Raw genomic sequence first — 20,151 nt, forward strand, 5'->3', positions numbered from 1 at the left:
AGTTCACCTCCTCCCCGCGAGGGCAGCCAGCAGCGCCAGCAGAATCACTATACCTGGCCCGCATACTTCTCCACTAGTTGAACCGGACGTGGTGGTAGGATTTCCCGAAGGGGGCTTAGTTAGTGTCGGCCCGACGTAGGCCGTGCCGTTGGGAAGCTCGTACTCCCTCACTACCTGGGAGGTGCATCTGATGAGTTTTGGATCCCTGCTCCTGTGGTAGGGAACCCACGAGAAGGTTCCGTTTTTGGTCTCGTACCAGCCGATATGCGAGTTGTGGCCGGCAAAGCCCCACCGGGCCACCGTGGAGATTTCCTCCACATCCCTCTCGCTCAGATTGACTATTCCTCCAAACTCCCTCATCCACTCCAGCTCGGCCTTTATTGCCTCGGAAGCGTTAACTTCAGAGGGGTCTATGGCGGGAGAAAGCCGGGTTACGGCAGTCTTAACCAGCGTAAGCGGTGAGTTGCAAGATACTCCAAAAGCACCGAGGAAGTCCTTTAGAGCTGCGTTTATCTCGCCGTCGGACTTGTTCACCCCCTCAACCCTGAGCTCAAAGTACCCCGCGCGGATCACCTTGGATGGATCAACCCCGTGCTCCCTCAGGCACTTCTCAAAGGCCGGGTTCGGCTTCCAGGTGCAGAGGCCGTTGAGGCAGCCGCAGCTCGTCAGGGAGAGGCAGTCGTACCAGGGCCTGTAAACGCAGGGAGTGACTATCTTTGACGCCTCCTCTCTGGGAGCACAGACCTCACCGGAGCAGCCACCGGTGGCACAATCCCCGTCTGAGGTGCATTCGCCACCCCTAACCGGTAGGAGGGCTATCTTAACCCCATCTCTCTCAAAGGTCGTGTTGTCTGAGATGCTCCATCCGTCCTCCTTGAGCCTTTCGAGGGCATCCGGAGTGACGAGGAGGGAGATGTTTAATGACCCCATCGAGACGTCCTCGGTCTTCCACTCAACGGGAATTCCAACTTTGATGTGAAGCCCATCGGTGGTATTCCAGACCAGAACGTAGAGCCTCCTATCGTAGTGGGAGCGGAAGACGAAGGTGCCGTTTTCAACGAGAACGTTGTGTGCTATCTCAAGCAGCCAGAGCTTCTGGGAAATCCCGGGCTTGTTGAGAACGACCTCGACGGCGTAGAAATCCCCCGGTGTAACGCAGGCCCTGACGAGCGGTGTCACTGTGAACATCAGGAGGACTATGAAACCCAGAGCCCTCTTCATGCAATCACCGAAGGAAATACGCACCAGGGATATATACGCCTGTCCATCGCTTCAACTCCGCTCGAAGCTAAAACCTTTATATGCCCTGCCGGGAATATCACCCGAGGTGATTGAGATGGAGAACCCCTTTGAGATAACCGGAGTCGTCGCCAGGGAGATACTCGACAGCAGGGGAAACCCGACGGTCGAGGTTGAGGTTTACACCCCGATAAGCATGGGAAGAGCGGCCGTTCCGAGTGGAGCCTCAACAGGAACGCACGAGGCCCTGGAGCTCCGCGACGGCGGAAAGCGCTACCATGGGAAAGGCGTTAGAAGGGCCGTCGAGAACGTCAACAAGATAATTGCCCCGGAAATCATCGGAATGGACGTCACCTGGCAGAGGGACATAGACAGCCTTCTCCTTGAGCTCGACGGCACCGAGAACAAGAGCAACCTTGGCGCGAACGCGATGCTCGGTGTCTCCCTTGCCGTTGCCAAGGCAGCGGCGAACGCTTTAGGATTGCCCCTTTACCAGTACATCGGCGGAACCAACGCCTACGTCATGCCCGTTCCGATGAGCAACGTCATCAACGGTGGAGTGCACGCCGGCAACGAGCTCGACTTCCAGGAGTTCATGATAATGCCCGTCGGTGCTGACAGCTTTAGAGAGGCCATAAGATGGGTTTCCGAGACCTACCACGTCCTTAAGGGCGTCATCGCCGATAAGTACGGCAAAGACGCCGTTAACGTTGGCGACGAGGGAGGCTTCGCCCCGCCGCTGAAGGAGCCTCACGAGCCGCTCGAACTCCTCATAAAGGCCATAGAGGAGGCTGGATACAAACCCGGTGATGAAATTGCCTTCGCCATGGATCCCGCTTCGAGCGAATTCTTCCACCCGGACAAGGACAAGTACGTCGTCGGCGGCAAGGAGTACGACAAGGGCGAACTCCTCGAGCTCTATAAGGAGCTCGTCTCAACATACCCGATAGTCTCCATTGAGGACCCGTTCCACGAGGAGGACTGGGAAGGCTTCGCTATGATAACCAGGGAGCTCGGGGACAAGATACAGATAGTCGGCGATGACCTCTTCGTCACCAACCCAAAGAGGATAAGGAAGGGCATCGAGCTCGGTGCCGCCAACGCTCTGCTCCTCAAGGTGAACCAGATTGGAACGCTGAGCGAGGCTATCGATGCCGCATACACGGCTTTTAGAGCAGGCTACGGCGTCGTCGTCTCCCACCGCTCCGGAGAGACTGAGGACTCAACCATAGCCGACCTTGCAGTGGCCCTCAACGCCGGCCAGATAAAGACCGGTGCTCCAGCGAGAAGCGACAGGAACGCCAAGTACAACCAGCTCATACGCATAGAGGAGGAGCTTGAGGGAATAGCACTCTACCCCGGCAGGAAGTTCCGCAATCCCTTCCTCTGATTCCTTTTCCTTAATTTTGGAATTTTGGTGGAGCCGATGGAGTTTGACCTCGAGAAGCTCATAAAGCCCAGACCGCTCCTCATTCTGGCCGAGTTATTTCTTCTCCTGGCGGTTCTGGCTTCTAGGTCCTACAACGTCTCGATAGCCTTCCTCGGAGCCTCGACGGTCATCTACTATGTAGGCATGACCGAGCTCGTGGGGGAAAGGCTCGGAAGGTGGGCAGTGAAGCGCTTCACCCTGGCGTATCTCCTGAGGGCCTTTTCCTGGGTTCTCATGCTAGCATCGGCAGTCTACACCTATTCAGCCGTGATAGATAACATCTTCCCATTTGGCCCAAGGGAGTTCGTGATAACGTCGGTGGTGGCGCTCGTGGGAGCTGGGATAAACTACCTCGCGGTAGGGATAAGGAACAGCGTTCTATGGAAAATTGAGGGGCTGAAAATGAGCCTCTGGATGTCGAGGCTGAACTCGATCGTGCTGTTCCTCATGGCGGCGGTCCCGTTTCTGCCGGCGCTTGCCAACGCTGAGGGGGCGACCTGGATCTTGGCAGTTCTAGCGGCCCCTATACTGGGTTCCTTCACGGTTCTCGCGATACTCGGGAAGCTGTTCTATCTAAGGTTCCTCCTAACCTTCGAGGAAACAGAAACGTCCAGTCAGGGTTTTAAACGGGAGGGCGGACGAGCGAGATGGGAGGGAGACTGAATGAGGAAACGAAAAAAGTCCAAAAGCCCCGCTCCCTACAACCCCCTTTCTGAGGTGAGTTAAATGAAAAAGCTCAAAATCTACATTCCAGGCATCAAATTCCCCTCGCAGGACCGGGGGGTTTCACCCCCCACGTCCTTGCCAACCCCCTCCCCCCGAACGTGGGGCTTCGCCCCACATAAGCCGGGAAACTACGTTTCCCAAACCCTTCCTCCTCTTTTAAATACCGGAGGGGGCAAAGCCCCCTACGACCCCCTGTTCTGCGAGGTGATTTAAATGACAGAACGGAAGAAGCTAAAGATATACATCCCGGGCATCAAATTCCCCTCAATCTCGCTCACGGGCAACTATTGTGCGCTGAACTGCGCCCACTGCGGGAGACACTACCTCGAGGGCATGAGAAAGCCCACCAGAAAGAATCTGGTTGACTATTGCCTCAGTCTGGAGAGGGAGGGCTACACAGGCTGCCTGCTGAGCGGTGGAATGGATTCGAGGCTCAAGGTTCCCATCGACAGGTACGCCCATGAAATCAGGGAGATAAAGCGAAGAACGAGCCTCAAGCTCAACGCCCACGTGGGTTTCATAGACGAGAGCGATTTGGAGTGGGTCAAATATGTTGATGTGGTCTCCCTCGACTTCGTGGGCGATGACGACGTGATAAGGCGCGTTTACAGGATAGACAGAACCGTTAAAGACTACCTCAGAATCCTCGACCTGCTCACCGATGCCGGGGTAAAAGTGGCCCCCCACATAACCATAGGCCTTGACTTCGGCAGAATCGGCTGGGAGTTCAATGCCATAGACATGCTCGTCGAGTACCCCATAGACGTCCTCGTTTTAGATGTTCTCATCCCGACAAAGGGAACGGAGATGGAAAACGTTCCGAAGCCGAGCGTTGAGGAGAGCCTGAAGGTCGTGAAATACGCCAGGGAGAAGTTTGGTGGTGAGCTGAGCATAGGCTGCATGCGCCCGCTGGGCAGGTGGCGCGTTGACTTCGACAGGGGAGCGGTTTTGGCCGGAATCGACAGGCTGACGAACCCTCCCAGAAAAGTCATCGAATGGGCAAAGAGCGTGAGGGATGTTGAGATAATCTACGAGTGCTGCGTCATGTAGGAGGCACGATAGTGGGCTCAGGAAACCTCGCATCATCATAAAATCAGAAAGGAGAACGCCAATCATCGCCCTAGCTAAAGCTCCTCCTTGACGGTCACGAATGACACCATCGTAACCGTCTGTCCAACGCCCTTTATCTCTCTGAGCCGGTCCACGACTATCTTTCCGACCTCCTCGGAGCTTGGAGCGCGGACCTTTATGAGGAGGTCCCACTCACCGGCTATTATGTGGACTTCGTAAACTCCCTCAAGGGCCGCTATCCTCTCAGCCACTTCCCTCTGGCTTAAGCCGGAATCCGGCTCGTATCGGGCAAGTATGAACGCGGTGGTTCCAAGATTGAGCTTCTTATAGTTTGGTTTCACGGTAAACTTCTCTATCACGCCCTCCTCCACCAGCTTTTTAATGCGGTAGTGGACGGTTGTCCTTGGAATGCCCAGCTTTTTGCTCAGACTCGCTATGTTCTCCCTGGCGTTCTCTTTGAGCTCCCTCAACAACCTCAAATCTGTGCCATCCAATGAAGCTACCATCGCAACCCCCTTCGTCATTCATTCAATTATAACTGTTAACTTTGGAACGATGGCCTTATTTAAGGTTTTCCTTTAGCCACTCAGCGAAAGCCTTAAGGGCGCGTCCCCTGTGTGAGATGAGGTTCTTCTCATCCGTTGTCATTTCGGCAAAAGTTCTCTCAAATCCCAGAGGTTTGAATATCGGATCGAAGCCGAAGCCGCCACTTCCCCTCGGGGAGAGCGTTATCTCGCCATCAACCCTGCCAGTGAAGAGGTGGGCCTCGCCGTCCCAGTAAGCTATTACGCTCATGAAGTGGGCCTCTCTGTCCTCAACACCCTCCATCAGCTTGAGTATTCCGTCTATTCCCAGAGTTCTGTAGACGTAGGCAGAGTAGACACCGGGGAAGCCGTCAAAGGCCTCTATGAATAGACCTGAGTCGTCGAGGAAGAAGGGCCCCTCAATCTTTCTCCTCAACCATTCAACGCCGAAGAGTGCAACCTCCTCAAGCGTATCCGCCTGTATCTCGGGGTACTCCATCCTGAACTGATAAACCTCAACACCGAGGGGTTCGAAGTACCTCCTCGCCTCCTGAACCTTTCCGGGGTTAGAAGTGATAAAAGCCAGCCTCATGGAATCACCGAGGGGAAGTAGAACGGAGAAATAAAAAGGTTTCAGTCTATCCTATAGCCTATCCTCTCGACGAGCTCCCTGCGCTCCCTCTTGAGCTCCTCATCTTCGATCCTGTTGGCGGCCTTCCCATCAACGACTCCGAGGACGCTCCTGCCAAGCTCGGTTTCAGCTATTATCACCTGGAAGGGGTTCTCGCTGGCGCCGTAGACCATGGCCACGGCTGGATGGTTCTTGACGGCGTTGAGAACGTTTATCGGAAAGGCGTTCTTCATAAGTATCACGAAGACGTGGCCGGCACCAATCTTAAGGGCGTTCTTGGCTGCCAGCTTCTCAAGCTCCTCGTCGTTGCCCGTGAAGCGTGTCAGTTGTGGTTTGGCCTCGTTCATTGCCACGCCGAACTTTATGCCCGGAACCGTCGTCAGAAGTGTCTTGGCGAGGTCGTCAACCGTGAAGATAGAGAAGTTTCCCTGGCCTATTATCACCTCGACGCCCTCGGGCTTCTCGATATCCACAACATCTATCTTTACCATGTCCACCACCGGAAGGGTTTAATATCTAATGATGATATAACCTTTTCGTGCGGCGCTATGGTGAGGTGAAATGGGCGAACCGATTATGGAGGAGCTCGAATTCCTCGTTGAAATCCTTGAGAAACATCCCCTCGACAGCCTCAGAAAAATTGCCGAGGAGGAGGGCATAGACTACTACAGGCTTAAGAGACTGTATGACAAGTACTACGGAAAATATCTCACAGTCAGTGCTATATACAACATTCGAGCAATAGGACTCAGAAGTTATTTGGCGTTTTTAAGCGTTCCTTCGGATAGGATACTCGAAACAGGCTACAAGATAACGCAAAATCCCTTCGTGGCATTTGTTAATCCTGCCTTTGGGTTCAAGAACGGACTGTCGGCGATACTTCAAATCCCGGACGACCAAAAGGACAGGATAGACGAGATGCTGTCAAAATACTCCGACGACTACGAGTACTACGAGGTCAGAGCATACCCATACAAAGGAGACGACAATTTTGGAGAATGGAACCTAAGCCATGACTATGCCGTGCTCATGGACATACTGAAGGCAGATGCTAGAACACCCGTCACCAAAATAGCCAGAAAGCTCGGAAAGAGTCGCCCCACTGTGAAATTTATGATAAACCGACTGGAGAGTACGGGAATTCTACTCGGATTCGAGCCAATTGTGGAGAACAACATACACGATAGAAGCGTCCTGGGAATAACCACTACACTAGACGAAACAGTTTTGGAAAGGTTCAAGGAGTACGAGATCAGCGTTGGTGTACTTCCCGGGAAAGGATACGTTCTAGAATGGTTTTTCTCATCGAAGGAAGACCTCGGGACGAAGATACTGGAGTTCAGCAACTACGTGGACAGAATCTTGATTAGCTATTTCGACCCAACGTTTAAAGAGCTCAACGACAGAAACGGAACAACAAAATATTCAAGAATGGTAAAAGAGAACGGAAGCGGTTACCGCTCCATATTAGAATTTTAAAGGAATATCTGGCAGTATTCAAGTCCGTCTATCTCGCCGGTAGCCTGATACTCCAGTGCCCTGCAGTCGTGGCATATGTACTTGAATGGACAGCTCCTACAGGCATCGATATCGTCCTTCGTCATTTTCCAGAAGGCTTTGAGCCTCTTCTTCCTGAGCACCTTTTTGATTCCCAGTTCTCTCATGTCCCCAACAACGTAGTTCCTGAGGAGCGGGCATGGAAGGGCGTAGCCCTCAGCGGTTATCGCCATGGTGCCCGCGAGGCAGTCGTGGTACCTCTCGGTGGTCGGGTTGAGTATCCGCTTGACCTCGATGACGTTGAAGTCCAGCCTTCTCGCCGAGCCCGGGAAGAGTACGTCAACGTAGACTTCTCCGGGGAAGGTGGTCTTGAGGCCCCTAAGCTCATCCAAGCTTGAGCCCTGCACCATCACCAGCGCCCCGTGGAGCCAGCTGTGGGCCTCAAGCCGGTGGAGGTTCTCGGGCGAGTACTCGAACTCGGCTATGAAACGAACATCCTCAATGGGTTCGATTGAATCCACATCCTCAAGCCTAACGACAGCGTAAACCTCAGGAAGGCCTATTTCAGCTGCGTACGAGGCAACGCTGGTCAAGTATTCAACTCTGTCGTAATTTGTGAGCCACAGCTCTTTTCCACCGATCTCCTTGAACTCCCTTATCAGCTCCTTAACTCGCTCTGGACTCAGGGGCTCACGACGGAGTAGGAAAGAGTTGTTTCCTATGCAGCCTATGGAACGGGGTATCCCCCCCACTTCAGAGAATCTCCCCCTGCCGGCACCAAGTTGAACGATGAGGCGCTCAAGCTTTCCGCTGTGAGCCTTGTGACTCCAGGGAGGCTTACCAATGGAAACTATGTTGAGGGCGGTTCCCACATCAACGGCATGAGACGCATCGTAAACTACCTTCTCCATTAGCCCTCACCATAGGAAGAAACGCAGGGGTTGTATATATACTTTTTCTATTCCGATTTTGCACACTACTTTAAGTAGTTTGCAAAAAATGGAAAATCCATGAGGCTTATTTCTCGGGCACCACCCTGTCTCCCTCTATCCAGAACGTTCCTTCCTCGGTGACTTCACGCTTCCAGACGGGGACGCGACGCTTGACTTCATCTATGGCCCAGATACAGGCCTCAAAGGCCTCCTTTCTATGCTTCCCGCTCGCTATTATCAGTATCGTGTCCTCCCCCACATCAAGCTCACCGTAGCGGTGCCATATCAGCATGTCCAAGATGGGGAACTTCTCAAGGGCCTCCCTTCGAATCCTCTCCATCTCTTCTTCTGCCATCTCCTCGTAGGCCTCGTATACAAGCCTCCTCACCCGCCTTCCGCGACTTTCGTTCCTCACCCTTCCCAAGAAGAAGACGTAGCCGCCTGCCTCAGGGACGGCGATGTATCCAAGCGCCTCGTTCAGGTCAAAAGCATCCTTGGTCATCCTAACCTTCATCCTCATCCCCCTAAAGACTACGCACAACCAAATTAAAAGCTGCCGGGTTAACGAAAAGGTTTAAGTGAACTCGATTCCAAGAACCCTGGGTGGTTGAAATGAAAAAACATGCCCTCATTCTCATTCTGATCCTAGTCACAGGACTCATGGCCGGCTGCCTTGGAGGCAACGGCTCAACGACATCTAGTCCGGCGACGTCTCAGCAAACGGGGCACACTCCGTCCACTACCACGACGGCAACCTCCTCAACCACAACGACCTTCTCGCCGACGGAGACCCCGAGGGAAGTCACGACGGACGAGCTCCTAGCGGGAGTTTCAGGAATAAGGCAGTTCACCTACACGGCCAACGCCGAGGTGTCCATGCTTGTCATCGTGAAGCAGGAAAATCTGACCCAAAGGGACAACGTGACGCTCGCGATAAGGGAAACCGGTTATATGGACTTTGAATCGTGGAGCGCCTGGATAAACACCACAACCATCAGCGTTCCGGACAACGCCTCCACGAACACGTCCAGAATCGTGGTCAACAACGTCACGTATATCATGACCCCTGTGGGATGGGTAAAGGCCACCGATCCGGCGACGGCGGAGTTCATATGGGTGTATAACCTAGTGAACCTCGCGAGGGAGTACCTCAAGAGGACCCCGGATGAGAGGGAGAACGGAGAGAAGCTCGTGCTCAGATACTACCTGAACGACCAGGATGTTGTCCCGCTGGCCATGATGTACTTCGCCGCAACCCCAGACACCGAAATAAGCGTGAAGAACGGCCTGTTGGAGCTGTACTTTGAGAACGGAAGACTCGTTGGGGGCAGGATAAGCTTCTCAGTCAGCACCAAGACGTCGATAGACGACCCGACGATAGGGAAGATGACGATAACCCAGGACGGCTCGTGGAGCGAGAGGGTAACCATAACGTCGGTGAACGAAAAGAGAAAGGTCACGGAGCCCTCTACCTGAGCTCGACAACATCGAAGGTGTTGAAGGCAAGATCAACTATGAGAAGTTTGTTAAGCAGGGGCTCGCCGATTCCGGTGAGCAGCTTTATAACCTCCATCGCCTGAATCGACCCCACAACCCCCGCGGTGGCCCCGAGGATTGGAAACTTTTCCTTCTTTCCCCTCACATTTGGAAATATTTCCCTCAGGCTTTTCGTGAACCCGGGCACCACGGTGGTAACCTGGCCGAAGGTTCCCTCGACCGCACCATGAACCAGAGGGATTCTGGCCTTTTGGGCGTAATCATCTAGCAGGAACCTCGTTTCGAAGTTGTCGAGGCAGTCAACTATCACATCCACGCCCTCAAGAACCCCATCGATGTTCTCCGCCGTCAACCGACCAACGAAGGTCACCACCTCTACGTCAGGATTGAAGCGCTCCAGCTTCCACTTCGCGGAGAGGGGCTTCGGATTCTTTCCGATGTCCTCCTCCCAGTGGAGTATCTGCCTGTTGAGGTTGCTCAGCTCAGGCTTTTGTTCGTCCACGAGAAGGATGGTGCCTATCCCCGCCGCCGCCAGGTAATACGCCACCGGGCTCCCGAGGCCGCCAACGCCAACGACGGCTACCTTCGCGCTTTTGAGCTTCTCCTGTCCCTCCTCTCCAAAAATCATTATCTGCCTGTCGTAGCGCTCAAGCTCTCTATCGCTCAGCATGTCAACCACCACTCACCGGTGGAAAGAGGGCCACCACGTCTCCATCCTGCAATACATCATCAAACCCCACATAGCGGCCGTTTCGGGAGACGTTGACGTCCGCAAGGTCGTCATCTTCGGCGAAGACCTCCGTCTTGAGAACCGGATGTCTCTCCTTCAGTAACTCTATCAGCTCCCTGACCGTTATTCCCTTTGGAACATCAAGCTCCTCCTCACCAGTACCAACGAGGGAGCGGAACCTGGCGAAATAGCGAACCCTAATCTTCATCCACACCACCAAAAAGAGTTGGAGGGGAAGTTAAAAAGGGTTGCTGGACGGTTATGCTACCAAGGCACGCCCTTCCAGCCCACCCTATAGGCGAAGTAGTTGGCCCCCCAGTGGACGAAGGGCGAGACGACGAGGAGGAAGATTATCTGGCCCGAGTCGAGGGTTTTGACGGGGTATGCAAGGGCTAGCGCGCTTATAAGGAAGCCCAGCTGGTCGAGGCCTATGGCTGGAGCACCGCGCGGGAGGTTTGCCCTCCTCTTGAAGAAGCTCCCCACGAGGTCGCCGAGAAGGGCACCGAACGAGAGCAGGAAAGCGAGCATGAGGGCGGTTTTAAGAGTTCCATAGAAGCCGGGGGTGAGGAAGTACTGGATCACACCGACGAGAGTTCCGGCGGAAACTCCACCGATGAGGCCCCGCCAGGTCTTTCCGTCGCCGAAAAGCCTTCTCCCGTCCCTCCAGTGTCTGCCGCCATCTATGGGCCTCCCCCCACCAAGAAGCACGGGGGAAGCGTTGGCGACGTAAGCCGGCAGTATGTACCAGAACGCCCAGAGGAGAGATGAGAGTGACGCCGTCATAATTTCACCCGATTTGATTATCGAGGCCCGGTTTTAAAGCTACCGCTTTCAAGTGGATTCAAGACAGTTTATGAGTCTCTCAAGAACCTCCTCGTCCCTGTGCTCGATCAGGAACTTCAGAATCCTCTCGGCAAGGGCGTTCCTCCTCATCGCGAACGTAATGCTCTCACGTATCGACTCCGCTTCCTCGCTTTCCTCGCCCTCAAGCTCCTTCAACGCTCTCTCAAGGTTGGCCCTCGTCTGCTGTATGTCCTCCATTATCTTTCCGTAGTAAGCAGCCTGGCGCCAGTCCTTCAGGAGCTTTGTGGCCTTGTAGTAGGCCTTCTTATCTCCGGGCTTCTTGATCCTTACAACCAGCCCTATGCGCTCCATGAACTTGAGGGCGGTGCTCACGTGGGAGAGGGAATATCCAGTTGCTTCGGCAATCTCGCCCAAGCTCATCGGTTCCCTGGCCAGAAAAAGAACCCCGTATATGTAACCGTAAAGCTCGTTGAAACCGAACCTTCTCGCTGCTCCAGCAAAATGATCCATGATTACCTTCTTGGCCTCGTCCACACCCATAACCAACACCTCAGTTAATACCATTGCCGAAACGTAGTATGTCAATCAACTGACAAAAGGTTTTTAAGGTTTCGCATATTTAAAACTTTCGGAAGTTTCCGAAAATTGGGGGAGAAAGCATGAAACTGCTGAGGAGCGCCTCAAGGATCATCGTAAGGTACAGGGTGGCCTTTGTGCTGATCGCCATGTTTCTGTTAGTTGTTTCGGTATACGGCATCCAGAACCTTCGGTTTGAGAGCGACCTCAGAACCATGCTGCCCGAGAACCATCCTGCCATAACCGACTATACTGCTTTGCAGAATGAATTCCAGAGTGGTGACAGCACTCTGATAGTCGTTAAGGTGAACTCAATAGAGCCTGGAGGAGTCTATGACATCCGCGACCCAAAGGTCATTGAGGCCGTTTACGAGCTCGAGCAGAGGCTCAGGCAGAGGGAGTACGTAACGGACACGGTGAGCATCGCAGATATCTACATGCAGGTTCTTGGACGGCTCCCAAAGAACGAGGAGGAGGCAAAGTTCGTCCTGGATGCGCTCCCGCCGGAGGAAAGGTACAGTCTCGTCAGCAGGGACTACACGACGACGATAATAGCCGTGACTATAAGCAGGGAGAAGAAAACGGAGACCCTCGTGAGGGTCTACGAGGGCATAGAGAGGGACATAGAAAGCGTCAAGTTCCCCCAGAACGTTGAGGTCATCCAGACGGGAAACATCGGCATAACCTACCGCATACTGGAACTCCTCCAGAGGGACCTCAACAAGACCATGGCAATATCGTTTATCCTCGTCATAGCCCTGCTCCTGTACTTCTATCGCTCCCCGGTAAAAGCTGCCATCCCGCTCATTCCCCTCATCTTCGGCGTCACGATGACGCTCGGTTTTATGGGACTGATGGGCATTCCCCTCGATTTGGCCACGACAACCGTCGGGGCGATGATGATAGGTATGGGCATAGACTACGGAATCCACGTGACCAACCGCTATTACGAGGAGAGAAAAAGGGGAAGAAGCATAGAGGAAGCGGCCGAGGAAGCTGTCGCGGAAACCGGAAAGGCCCTCTTAGGTGCGGCGCTTACAACCATAGCGGGTTTTGCTGCGATGTACCTATCAAGCCTCCCGATGCTCCATCATCTTGCCACCGCGCTGATCCTCGGTTTAAGTTTGGCCGCGCTCAACGCCGTCGTGATAACCCCCGCGGTCATAATCCTTGAGGAGGAGGTAATGAAACACCTGAAAGGCCACTACGTGGTACCGGAGATTCGCTCCCACTCGGGAGTGGTGGGAAAAGCTTTTCACAACCTCGGGGAGGCCATAAGAAAAAAGCCAATCACATTTTTAGCGGCGGTGTTTCTGATAACCCTCTTCTTCGGCTACGGCATAACCCAGGTGACCACTGAGGTCAGGCTTGAGAAGTTCATCCCCAAAGGTATGCCGGAGATCGAGGCTTTAACGGACATCAGGAGTGACTTCGGCGGGCAGGACGAGCTGTACGTCCTCCTTAAGGCGAACGATGTCAGGAATCCAACCATCGTCAGAGCCATATACCGCTTCGAGAACGGGATAAAGGCGGACTCCTACTACAACGGCGTCTTTGACTCGGAGAGCATCGCTGACATCGTGCATCGCGAGTACGGCTACATCCCCAACGATGAGGGGAAGATAAAGAGCGCCCTGGAGAAGAGCCAGGGCGTAAACCTGGTCTCAAGAGACTATTCCATGACCCTTATCAAGTTCAAGGGCGACTTCGGAGGAGCAAGCATGGATGACTTCAGGAGGATAATGCGCTATTTTGAGGAGGAAACGGCGAGGGCGCAGAAGACCGAATTCCCACCGGGCGTGAGGCTTTCCCTCACGGGAGACATATACCTGAACTACGTACTCGACCAGCTCACGAAGGTCGAGATAAACCGCATCTCGATGTACGGAACGGCTTTTGTCGTGTTGATAGTGCTCCTCCTCTTCAGGAGACCCAAGGTTTCGATGGCGATGATAACACCGATGTTTTTGGGCGCCCTCTGGACGGTTGGCTTCATGGGATGGGCCGGGATACCGTTCACCCAGAGTCTGGCCGGGGTTATCTCAATGATAGTGGGCCTGGGCGTTGACTACGGCATGCACCTCACCCACCGCTTCCTCGAGGAGATGAACGAGGGCAACCCCAGGCCAATAGTCACGTCGGTTGAGAGCGTCGGACCCGGCATACTGGCCGGTGCCCTGACAACGGCCGGCGGCTTTCTGGCTTTGCTCGCCGGTGAGCTGCCTACCATACACGACTTCGGAACCACGCTTGCCTTTGGAATATTTGCATCCATGTTTGCCGCTTACCTCGTAACCCCTGCACTGCTGCAGGTCTTTTACGGAAGAAATCTTGGAGGTGGTAGTGAATGAAAAAGATTGGACCGATCCTGGGACTGATGCTCATCACCGCGATGCTCTCAGGGAGCGTGAGCGCATCAACCGGAAGTCCTCTCTTCGAGGGCTACCTGAGCAAGGGTGAGGCGATTCTCGTCGGCCCGCTCATAGTAACCCTCACGGACACCCAGAAGGACTACGGGAGCGGCGACTACTACGCCTTCCTCATGATAATGAAGGACGGAAGGATACTCAACGCGGAGTATAAGACGATACTCGTGCCAGATCCAAGCAAGATACAGCGCCTTCTCCTCGATCCGGAGTTTCTACTGGCCATGGCACAGACCATGGGCTACGACGTGACCCAGTGCGAGCAGTACGTGAACAACAGCGCCGAATTCAACGCCTGTCTGATCGCCAACGCCTACGGATTCTACCAGTGGCTGAACTCGGCATCCCCCAAAGAGATAGGGGAGGCAGTCGTGAAGACAATAGAAGAGCATCCCGAACTTGGCATAAGCAAGGAAAACATCCTGATGGAGATAACCTATCCCGAGGTAACCCCCGTTCGAGAAGGAGAAACGGTAGAGGTCAGCGTTGACAACCGGACGGTTTACGTGACAGTCAACGAGATCTATCCGAACGGCGTCAGGATAAGCATAAGCGGGCCCCCCGAGTGGAGAGCCGCAACAGCCCCAGGAATGATAATTTCAAACGTTGAGATGCCGAGCACGGTTCAACCGGGAGACACGGTTACCGTCAAGGTTCACCTCAGGAACGAGGGTGCTAGAAAGGTGCGCTACATCAACGTCTTCGTTACGCCTGCACCGATGAGCTTCAACGACAGCTCCTCAATAGCAAGCGCGATCTCGATGGCCCTCAGCCAAAGTGGGGTCTCGCAGAGTGTCTTCTACCCAGAGGGGAGCGCCGTGCAGTACATCGAGTACCTCGAGGGCAAGGAGAATGCGACTCTAACATTCCGGATAAAGATAAACCCCAACGCCGACGTCGGAACGTATCCCCTCTACGTGGGGGTTGTATATTTCACCGGCCTGGGGGCAAACATGCGCATGGTGCAGAGCTACAACTTCGTGGCTCTCACAGTAAAAAAGCCCAGAGAAGCCTTCGTCGAGATAACCAAGGTCGAGACCGAGCCCAGGGAGATAAGCCCTGGCGATACCTTCACCGTGTGCTTCACCCTTGAGAACACAGGGGCGGAGCCTGTTAAAGCCCTCAGCCTGAAGATAAGCTCATACAAGGTGCCGGTGCAGGGCGAGATAAAGAACGTCGACCTCTCAGCCCTCTCGCAGCTCCCACTCCAGGGGAGCGAGCAGCTGAGCCAGAGCCTGCAGGATGCCCTCAACGGGATAATGGCCCAACTTGCGAAACAGAACATAGAGGCCTTCCTGCCCATCGGGGAGGACAACGTGAAGTATCTCTCAGAGCTTCAGCCCGGGGAGAATGCCACCCTTGAGTTCAGAATCAAGGCCAATGAGAAGCTGGAAAACGGCATATACCCGCTCAGGATAGAGCTGAAGTACCTCACGGAGCCGAACGAGAAGGAGATAACCGACGAGAGGCTGGTCGGAATAGACGTGACCGGGAAAGCAAAGCTGATACTCTCCAGGGTATCAACGTCGCCCGGCAAGATAATCCCCGGGACGGACAACGTTGAGGTCGACTTCCAGGTGGACAACGTTGGAACCGGTACTGCCAGGACGGTAATAGTCAAACCCATGCCGGGGTGGCCCTTCTCGCTCAGCGAGAGCAGCGAGCAGGTAATTGGCCTGGGAAGCCTGGGGAAGGGCGACTCAGCGCAGTCATCGTTCAAGATAAACGTCGCCGAGAACGCCAGCTCCGGAACCTACGAGATACCCCTGCTCGTAACATACACCAACGACCTTGGCATGGTAAAGAACGTAACCCTCAAGGTCCCGATCATAATCGGCTCCAAGCCCAACATCGAGGTCGTCAGTGTGAACTTTGCTCCAGAGCCCCTCCAGGGGGAGACCGTCAACGTCTACATCAAGCTGAAGAACACGGGCGGTGAGAAGGCCACCAGTGTGCTCATCGAAGGGGTTGTAAAGGCAGACCAGCCCTTCAGCCTGGACAAGAGAACGGACTACATCGGCGACCTGGCCCCGGGAGCAACGGGAGAAGGAGTAATCGTGCTCAGGATAGACGGAAACGCGATTCCAAAGGACTACAACATCCAGTTACGCATAAGGGCCGTCGGAGACCCGGCTCAAGGGGACGACAACGTCTACGTCTTCGAGAGAACCGTGACCGTTACAGTAAAGGAGAACACAAAAACCCGGACCAACCTGAGAAACCTCGCCATAATCATCGGAGTGCTCGTGGTCATAGCGGTGGTCTATACCTACAGAAAGAAGTCGAGATGACCTCCCAGCACCTGGAAACATTTAAACGCACTTTGGAGAATGAAGTGGCACGGTGAAAAAGGATGAACTGGAAGCTACTGATACTCGGCGTGGTGTTGATATTCATCATATGGGCAGGCTACGTGGCGTACGCGGCCATAACGGCAAGCCCAACGATTCACGCCAGCTGGGGCTACGTGGACGAGAAGACGACCGAGATATGGGTGGACGCAAAACTGAGCAAACCCCTGCTCGTTCCGGTATCAATCAAAAACCTAACGGTTGTCTTTTCAGGGATCCCTGTAATGAGAATAGAGAGATTCGAGTACAAACCCACAAAAACAGAGGTATCCCTGGTCATAGGGGTAGACAACAGGAACCTCGTGAGGGGCCTGGCAAATTATTTAAAACATGGGCAGAGGGGAGAAGTCGAGATAATCCTCAACGGAACGTTCCTAAAAGCCATACCCTTGAATCTAGACCTGAAAAAAGAGATAAGTGAAAATATCCTCGCTTACCTTAACTTCACCGCTGAGAGCAAAGAATTCGCCGGTGGGCTGATCAAGAGCCCAGCGCTGGTTGAGACCACATTTGACTGGGCGGGAGAAAGGAATGGAAAAGTAGTCTTGATAGCCCATATGAAGCTTTACAATCCCAACAAATTCCCGGTTCCCGTGACAAAACTCAGTTTTCAAGCGTACGCCAACAGCATCGAAATCGGTGAAGGAGAAACCTCAAAAGAGACGGTCATTCCAGCGAAGGGATACGCGACCATCGACGTAAGGATGTACATTAATGAGGACTCACTGCCCAAGGTCTGGGAAATCCACGTAAGAAACGGCGAGGCAAGCAGAGTGACAGCAGACATTTTCCTGAGGGTGAACCTTATGGGCAATTACTACGACATCAAACTGGCAAGCTACGAGGAAATAATCCGGACGCACATAATTGAAGACCTCAACGACCTCCTCAACCAGATGCTCGGCTGATTCTCCAGGGGATGAACTTTTAAATCAATCCTCCTTTCCATTTCTGGTGAGAGAAATGAACGTGAGAGAGATTCACGAGTTCCTAAACGAGATGTGGGAGAACATATTCACCCTCAACGAGGAGCTTAAGCTGGAGCTCCCGAAGGAGGGCTTTAAGGTTGAAGACGTCGAGGAGGCCTTCGGGGCCTACATCTTTCTCGACGGTGAGTGGAGGCTCATGAAGTACCCCCACCCAGCGTTCGAGATAAAGCCTCAGATAGAGGTCGGTGCAACCCCGGAGAGCTACTACTTCGTCGTCGCCGTTCCAAAGGAGAGGATAAGCGAGAACTTCGTGGGCCTGTTCGTTGAGATATTCCCAAGGAGCTTCATATACGGCGCCCAGGACTTCCTCAGCGACATCTACAACTGGAGGCGCGACGGAAGGGTCTCCCCTACCGAGATACTTGAGAAGATTGGGAAAAGCGATGAGGAGGTTTTCCAGTTCGAGGCGAACTTTGGAAGCGTGGGGGCGTTAAAGCAGGGGCTGATGAGGTTGATAGACATCGGAAAGCGCTTCGAAATCTTCGATCTCTGAGGTGTCCCCATGTACGCCGATGCTTTCCCCGAGGAGCTGAGGGAGTATTACCGGAGGCTCTTCGGGAGCGAGGCTGAGGAGATAATGGCCTCCCTCAGAACGCCGGTGGAGAAGTACTACATCAGGGTAAACACGCTAAAGACCAGCAGGTCAAAGCTTATGAGCATCCTCCGGAGGGAGGGGCTTAAACCCAAGAGGAGCCCCTACCTCAAGGAGGGGATATACTTCGAGAGGGAAGGCCCGAACTTCCCGGACGACTATGAACCCGGCCTACCCGTGGTAAGGGCCAACAAGTTCGCGAGCGAGAGCGTCTACCAGGGTGCGATGCTCTACGCCCCCGGTGTCCTCCAGGCGGACAAGAGAATAAAACCCGGCGACGAGGTTCAGATAAGAGACCCCAGAGGTCTGCTCGTCGGAATAGGCATCGCCAGAATGAGCGCCAAGGAGATGGTGGTCTCGACGCGCGGAGTGGCGGTTGAGGTCACCCTGCCGAAGTTCAAACTGCCCAGCCTGAGCGAGCTGGAGTCCTTTAGAGAGGGCCTCTTCTACGCCCAGAGTTTGCCCTCGATGGTTGTGGCTCACGTTCTTGAGCCGAGCGAGGAGGAGCTGATAGTGGACATGGCGGCCGCTCCCGGAGGGAAGACAAGCCACATAGCCCAGCTCATGCAGAACAGGGGCGAGATAATAGCGATAGACAAGTCGAGGAACAGGCTCAAAAAGATGGAGGAGGAACTGAAGAGGCTCGGCGTGAAGAACGTTAAGCCCATCCACATGGACTCGCGGAAGCTTCCCGAGCTGGGAATCGAGGCGGACAAGATACTCCTCGACGCACCGTGCACCGCCTTAGGAATAAGACCGAAGCTCTGGGAGAACAGGACGCCGAGGGACATAATAGCTACTGCACGCTACCAGAGGCACTTCATCAACGCCGCCATAAAGTCCCTCAGAATGGGCGGTGTTCTCGTTTACTCCACCTGCACGCTGAGCTATGAGGAGAACGAGGCCAACGTAAGGTACATCCTGAGTAAAGGTTTAAAGCTCGAAGAGCAGAGCATCTTTATAGGTTCGAGCGGTATGGGTATCGACGAGGTTCAGAGGTTCTATCCGAACAGACACCTCACTCAGGGCTTCTTCATAGCCCGCTTCAGGAAGGTGTAGTCATGGAGTGGAAGAAGTACTCCCTCCTGGGCGTTGGCCTGCTCATAATCATCCTGCTCCTCTGGTGGGCTGGAACAGGCGACGTGCTGAATATACTCAAAACCGCCAGGCCGGACTACTTCCTCTTGGCGGTTCTGGCCTACGTCCTGGCGGTAATCATGTGGGCTCTCCGCTGGCGCGTTCTGCTCAAGAGCCTCGGGATAAAGGTCCCGATGAAGACAATAGTCGGCGGCCTCTTCGTAGGCATCTTCATAAACAACGTGACCCCCGGCGCGAGGGGTGGGGGCGAGCCGGTCAGGATGTACTACGTCTCCAAGAGAACCGGCGAGCCCTACGGCCACATTTTTGCCACCATAATGATGGACAGGATAATGGACGTTATTCCGGTCGTCGTGATGCTCCTCCTGGCGACGGTCCACGTTTACCGGCTCGGCTCCTTTACCCTCACGCTGACAATATTCCTCCTGGACGTTGTTTTCGCCGCCATAACCCTGGCCACCGTTGGAATCCTCCTCAGTGAGAGGAGAACCAAGGGGATTCTTTACTGGTTCTACCGCCAGTTCGGAAGGATAATGCCCAAGAAGGCCATGAAGTACGAAGAGCGGTTTATCAGGGCCGTCGAGGTTGACGTCCCCAGGTTCCAGGAGAACTTCAAGGTGCTGATGAGACACAAGGTGGCCTTCACCCTCTCCCTTCTGTACTCCTTCGCCTTCTGGTTCCTCGTCCTGCTGCGCTCCTACTTCATCTTCATCAGCATAAACAGCCCCATCGGCCTCCCGGACGTCATGGTAGTTCAGATGATAGGCATAGTCGTCGGAATGTTCTCGGTAATACCCGGCGGAGCTGGGCTGATAGAGGCCATTAACTCCGCGGTTTACGTGCTCCTTGGGATAGACAAGGAGATAGCGGTGACCGCGACGCTGCTGGAGAGGCTGATATCCTACTGGGCACCGACGGCAATAGGAGCCGGAGTAATGACCCACTTCGGCATCAAGGTGAGTCAGGACAGGAAGCTGGAAGCAAAGGACGACAAGGATATAAACGATGAATCCCAATAACGGGTTTGACGGTGCATACC

21 protein-coding genes are annotated in these 20,151 nt (G+C 54.2%); 11 read left to right on the plus strand and 10 right to left on the minus strand.

The window, feature by feature from the left end; genetic code table 11:
• Nucleotides 1–3 precede the first annotated feature (3 nt).
• A complete protein-coding gene (locus tag E3E25_RS08325) occupies nt 4–1,221 on the minus strand; it encodes a CGP-CTERM-anchored Cys-rich protein (RefSeq protein WP_167892855.1) in 1,218 nt (405 codons plus the stop codon).
• Nucleotides 1,222–1,336: 115 nt separating this feature from the next.
• On the opposite strand from E3E25_RS08325, the gene eno reads away from it, so the two are divergent.
• From eno to E3E25_RS08340, 3 genes are all read left to right on the plus strand, one after another.
• Entirely contained in the window at nt 1,337–2,629 is a 1,293-nt protein-coding gene (gene eno, locus E3E25_RS08330) for a phosphopyruvate hydratase (protein WP_167893131.1), read from the plus strand.
• 36 nt (nt 2,630–2,665) lie between these two features.
• The gene (locus tag E3E25_RS08335; protein WP_167892856.1) at nt 2,666–3,331 is read left to right on the plus strand and encodes a hypothetical protein; all 666 of its coding nucleotides are present in this window, start codon (nt 2,666–2,668) and stop codon (nt 3,329–3,331) included.
• A 276-nt stretch (nt 3,332–3,607) separates the two neighbouring features.
• Nucleotides 3,608–4,444: a radical SAM protein gene (locus E3E25_RS08340; RefSeq protein WP_167892857.1), complete on the plus strand. Its 837-nt coding sequence runs from the start codon at nt 3,608–3,610 to the stop codon at nt 4,442–4,444.
• Nucleotides 4,445–4,518: 74 nt separating this feature from the next.
• On the opposite strand, the gene E3E25_RS08345 is transcribed toward E3E25_RS08340, so the two are convergent.
• Genes E3E25_RS08345 through E3E25_RS08355 form a run of 3 tightly spaced genes read right to left on the minus strand, consistent with a single transcriptional unit; the run spans nt 4,519 to nt 6,111 of the window.
• Nucleotides 4,519–4,971 carry an Lrp/AsnC family transcriptional regulator gene (locus E3E25_RS08345; RefSeq protein WP_088181277.1) on the minus strand — a complete coding sequence of 151 codons (453 nt, stop codon included), beginning with the start codon at nt 4,969–4,971 and terminating at the stop codon, nt 4,519–4,521.
• A 55-nt stretch (nt 4,972–5,026) separates the two neighbouring features.
• Nucleotides 5,027–5,581: an XTP/dITP diphosphatase gene (locus E3E25_RS08350; protein ID WP_167892858.1), complete on the minus strand. Its 555-nt coding sequence runs from the start codon at nt 5,579–5,581 to the stop codon at nt 5,027–5,029.
• Nucleotides 5,582–5,622: 41 nt separating this feature from the next.
• The gene (locus E3E25_RS08355) at nt 5,623–6,111 is read right to left on the minus strand and encodes an adenosine-specific kinase (RefSeq protein WP_167893132.1); all 489 of its coding nucleotides are present in this window, start codon (nt 6,109–6,111) and stop codon (nt 5,623–5,625) included.
• A 70-nt stretch (nt 6,112–6,181) separates the two neighbouring features.
• Here E3E25_RS08355 and E3E25_RS08360 point away from each other — a divergent pair, with 70 nt between their 5' ends.
• On the plus strand, nt 6,182–7,099 hold the full coding sequence (locus E3E25_RS08360) for an Lrp/AsnC family transcriptional regulator (RefSeq protein ID WP_167892859.1): 918 nt from the start codon (nt 6,182–6,184) through the stop codon (nt 7,097–7,099).
• Here E3E25_RS08360 and E3E25_RS08365 read toward each other — a convergent pair.
• Together E3E25_RS08365 and E3E25_RS08370 are read right to left on the minus strand one after the other, a co-directional pair.
• Nucleotides 7,096–8,028: an SPASM domain-containing protein gene (locus tag E3E25_RS08365; RefSeq protein WP_167892860.1), complete on the minus strand. Its 933-nt coding sequence runs from the start codon at nt 8,026–8,028 to the stop codon at nt 7,096–7,098. The two genes, E3E25_RS08360 and E3E25_RS08365, sit on opposite strands and share 4 nt — an antisense overlap.
• A gap of 106 nt (nt 8,029–8,134) precedes the next feature.
• The gene (locus tag E3E25_RS08370; RefSeq protein ID WP_167893133.1) at nt 8,135–8,563 is read right to left on the minus strand and encodes a molybdenum cofactor biosynthesis protein MoaE; all 429 of its coding nucleotides are present in this window, start codon (nt 8,561–8,563) and stop codon (nt 8,135–8,137) included.
• Between the two features lie 98 nt (nt 8,564–8,661).
• Between E3E25_RS08370 and E3E25_RS08375 the strand changes: the two genes are divergently transcribed.
• Nucleotides 8,662–9,525 (plus strand): hypothetical protein, encoded by an 864-nt coding sequence (locus E3E25_RS08375; RefSeq protein ID WP_167893134.1) that lies wholly within the window; start codon nt 8,662–8,664, stop codon nt 9,523–9,525.
• Here the strand turns inward: E3E25_RS08375 and E3E25_RS08380 are convergent.
• The 4 genes from E3E25_RS08380 to E3E25_RS08395 are packed head-to-tail and all read right to left on the minus strand — an operon-like array spanning nt 9,518 to nt 11,620.
• Nucleotides 9,518–10,216 carry a ThiF family adenylyltransferase gene (locus tag E3E25_RS08380; RefSeq protein ID WP_167893135.1) on the minus strand — a complete coding sequence of 233 codons (699 nt, stop codon included), beginning with the start codon at nt 10,214–10,216 and terminating at the stop codon, nt 9,518–9,520. The genes E3E25_RS08375 and E3E25_RS08380 overlap by 8 nt on opposite strands.
• A 1-nt stretch (nt 10,217) precedes the next feature.
• Nucleotides 10,218–10,484 carry a ubiquitin-like small modifier protein 1 gene (locus E3E25_RS08385; RefSeq protein ID WP_167893136.1) on the minus strand — a complete coding sequence of 89 codons (267 nt, stop codon included), beginning with the start codon at nt 10,482–10,484 and terminating at the stop codon, nt 10,218–10,220.
• Between the two features lie 56 nt (nt 10,485–10,540).
• A complete protein-coding gene (locus E3E25_RS08390) occupies nt 10,541–11,059 on the minus strand; it encodes a CDP-2,3-bis-(O-geranylgeranyl)-sn-glycerol synthase (protein ID WP_167892861.1) in 519 nt (172 codons plus the stop codon).
• Between the two features lie 48 nt (nt 11,060–11,107).
• Nucleotides 11,108–11,620, minus strand: coding sequence for a GbsR/MarR family transcriptional regulator (locus E3E25_RS08395; RefSeq protein WP_167892862.1), 513 nt, complete (start codon nt 11,618–11,620; stop codon nt 11,108–11,110).
• A gap of 119 nt (nt 11,621–11,739) precedes the next feature.
• On the opposite strand from E3E25_RS08395, the gene E3E25_RS08400 reads away from it, so the two are divergent.
• From E3E25_RS08400 to E3E25_RS08425, 6 genes are all read left to right on the plus strand, one after another.
• A complete protein-coding gene (locus tag E3E25_RS08400) occupies nt 11,740–14,007 on the plus strand; it encodes a hydrophobe/amphiphile efflux-3 (HAE3) family transporter (RefSeq protein WP_206204686.1) in 2,268 nt (755 codons plus the stop codon).
• The gene (locus tag E3E25_RS08405) at nt 14,004–16,373 is read left to right on the plus strand and encodes a COG1361 S-layer family protein (protein ID WP_167892863.1); all 2,370 of its coding nucleotides are present in this window, start codon (nt 14,004–14,006) and stop codon (nt 16,371–16,373) included. Before E3E25_RS08400 ends, E3E25_RS08405 begins: the two co-directional genes overlap by 4 nt.
• 62 nt (nt 16,374–16,435) lie before the next feature.
• Nucleotides 16,436–17,341: an LEA type 2 family protein gene (locus E3E25_RS08410; protein ID WP_167892864.1), complete on the plus strand. Its 906-nt coding sequence runs from the start codon at nt 16,436–16,438 to the stop codon at nt 17,339–17,341.
• A gap of 55 nt (nt 17,342–17,396) precedes the next feature.
• Nucleotides 17,397–17,915, plus strand: a complete 519-nt coding sequence (locus tag E3E25_RS08415; protein WP_167893138.1) for a DUF3201 domain-containing protein — start codon at nt 17,397–17,399, stop codon at nt 17,913–17,915.
• A 9-nt stretch (nt 17,916–17,924) separates the two neighbouring features.
• Complete coding sequence (locus E3E25_RS08420) at nt 17,925–19,073, plus strand: RsmB/NOP family class I SAM-dependent RNA methyltransferase (RefSeq protein ID WP_167892865.1); 1,149 nt, start codon at nt 17,925–17,927, stop codon at nt 19,071–19,073.
• A 2-nt stretch (nt 19,074–19,075) separates the two neighbouring features.
• On the plus strand, nt 19,076–20,131 hold the full coding sequence (locus tag E3E25_RS08425; RefSeq protein ID WP_167892866.1) for a lysylphosphatidylglycerol synthase transmembrane domain-containing protein: 1,056 nt from the start codon (nt 19,076–19,078) through the stop codon (nt 20,129–20,131).
• The last annotated feature ends 20 nt before the right edge of the window (nt 20,132–20,151 follow it).

This window comes from Thermococcus sp. MAR1, assembly GCF_012027305.1.
Classification (GTDB): domain Archaea; phylum Methanobacteriota_B; class Thermococci; order Thermococcales; family Thermococcaceae; genus Thermococcus.

Coding starts and splice junctions, on each gene's coding strand:
- E3E25_RS08325 (WP_167892855.1), bottom strand. CDS start 1,221: ATGAAGAGGGCTCTGGGTTTCATAGTCCTCCTGATGTTCACAGTGACA.
- E3E25_RS08345 (WP_088181277.1), bottom strand. CDS start 4,971: ATGGTAGCTTCATTGGATGGCACAGATTTGAGGTTGTTGAGGGAGCTC.
- eno (WP_167893131.1), top strand. CDS start 1,337: ATGGAGAACCCCTTTGAGATAACCGGAGTCGTCGCCAGGGAGATACTC.
- E3E25_RS08340 (WP_167892857.1), top strand. CDS start 3,608: ATGACAGAACGGAAGAAGCTAAAGATATACATCCCGGGCATCAAATTC.
- E3E25_RS08365 (WP_167892860.1), bottom strand. CDS start 8,028: ATGGAGAAGGTAGTTTACGATGCGTCTCATGCCGTTGATGTGGGAACC.
- E3E25_RS08350 (WP_167892858.1), bottom strand. CDS start 5,581: ATGAGGCTGGCTTTTATCACTTCTAACCCCGGAAAGGTTCAGGAGGCG.
- E3E25_RS08400 (WP_206204686.1), top strand. CDS start 11,740: ATGAAACTGCTGAGGAGCGCCTCAAGGATCATCGTAAGGTACAGGGTG.
- E3E25_RS08410 (WP_167892864.1), top strand. CDS start 16,436: ATGAACTGGAAGCTACTGATACTCGGCGTGGTGTTGATATTCATCATA.
- E3E25_RS08360 (WP_167892859.1), top strand. CDS start 6,182: ATGGGCGAACCGATTATGGAGGAGCTCGAATTCCTCGTTGAAATCCTT.
- E3E25_RS08405 (WP_167892863.1), top strand. CDS start 14,004: ATGAAAAAGATTGGACCGATCCTGGGACTGATGCTCATCACCGCGATG.
- E3E25_RS08390 (WP_167892861.1), bottom strand. CDS start 11,059: ATGACGGCGTCACTCTCATCTCTCCTCTGGGCGTTCTGGTACATACTG.
- E3E25_RS08370 (WP_167893133.1), bottom strand. CDS start 8,563: ATGAAGGTTAGGATGACCAAGGATGCTTTTGACCTGAACGAGGCGCTT.
- E3E25_RS08415 (WP_167893138.1), top strand. CDS start 17,397: ATGAACGTGAGAGAGATTCACGAGTTCCTAAACGAGATGTGGGAGAAC.
- E3E25_RS08335 (WP_167892856.1), top strand. CDS start 2,666: ATGGAGTTTGACCTCGAGAAGCTCATAAAGCCCAGACCGCTCCTCATT.
- E3E25_RS08420 (WP_167892865.1), top strand. CDS start 17,925: ATGTACGCCGATGCTTTCCCCGAGGAGCTGAGGGAGTATTACCGGAGG.
- E3E25_RS08380 (WP_167893135.1), bottom strand. CDS start 10,216: ATGCTGAGCGATAGAGAGCTTGAGCGCTACGACAGGCAGATAATGATT.
- E3E25_RS08385 (WP_167893136.1), bottom strand. CDS start 10,484: ATGAAGATTAGGGTTCGCTATTTCGCCAGGTTCCGCTCCCTCGTTGGT.
- E3E25_RS08375 (WP_167893134.1), top strand. CDS start 8,662: ATGAAAAAACATGCCCTCATTCTCATTCTGATCCTAGTCACAGGACTC.
- E3E25_RS08355 (WP_167893132.1), bottom strand. CDS start 6,111: ATGGTAAAGATAGATGTTGTGGATATCGAGAAGCCCGAGGGCGTCGAG.
- E3E25_RS08425 (WP_167892866.1), top strand. CDS start 19,076: ATGGAGTGGAAGAAGTACTCCCTCCTGGGCGTTGGCCTGCTCATAATC.
- E3E25_RS08395 (WP_167892862.1), bottom strand. CDS start 11,620: ATGGGTGTGGACGAGGCCAAGAAGGTAATCATGGATCATTTTGCTGGA.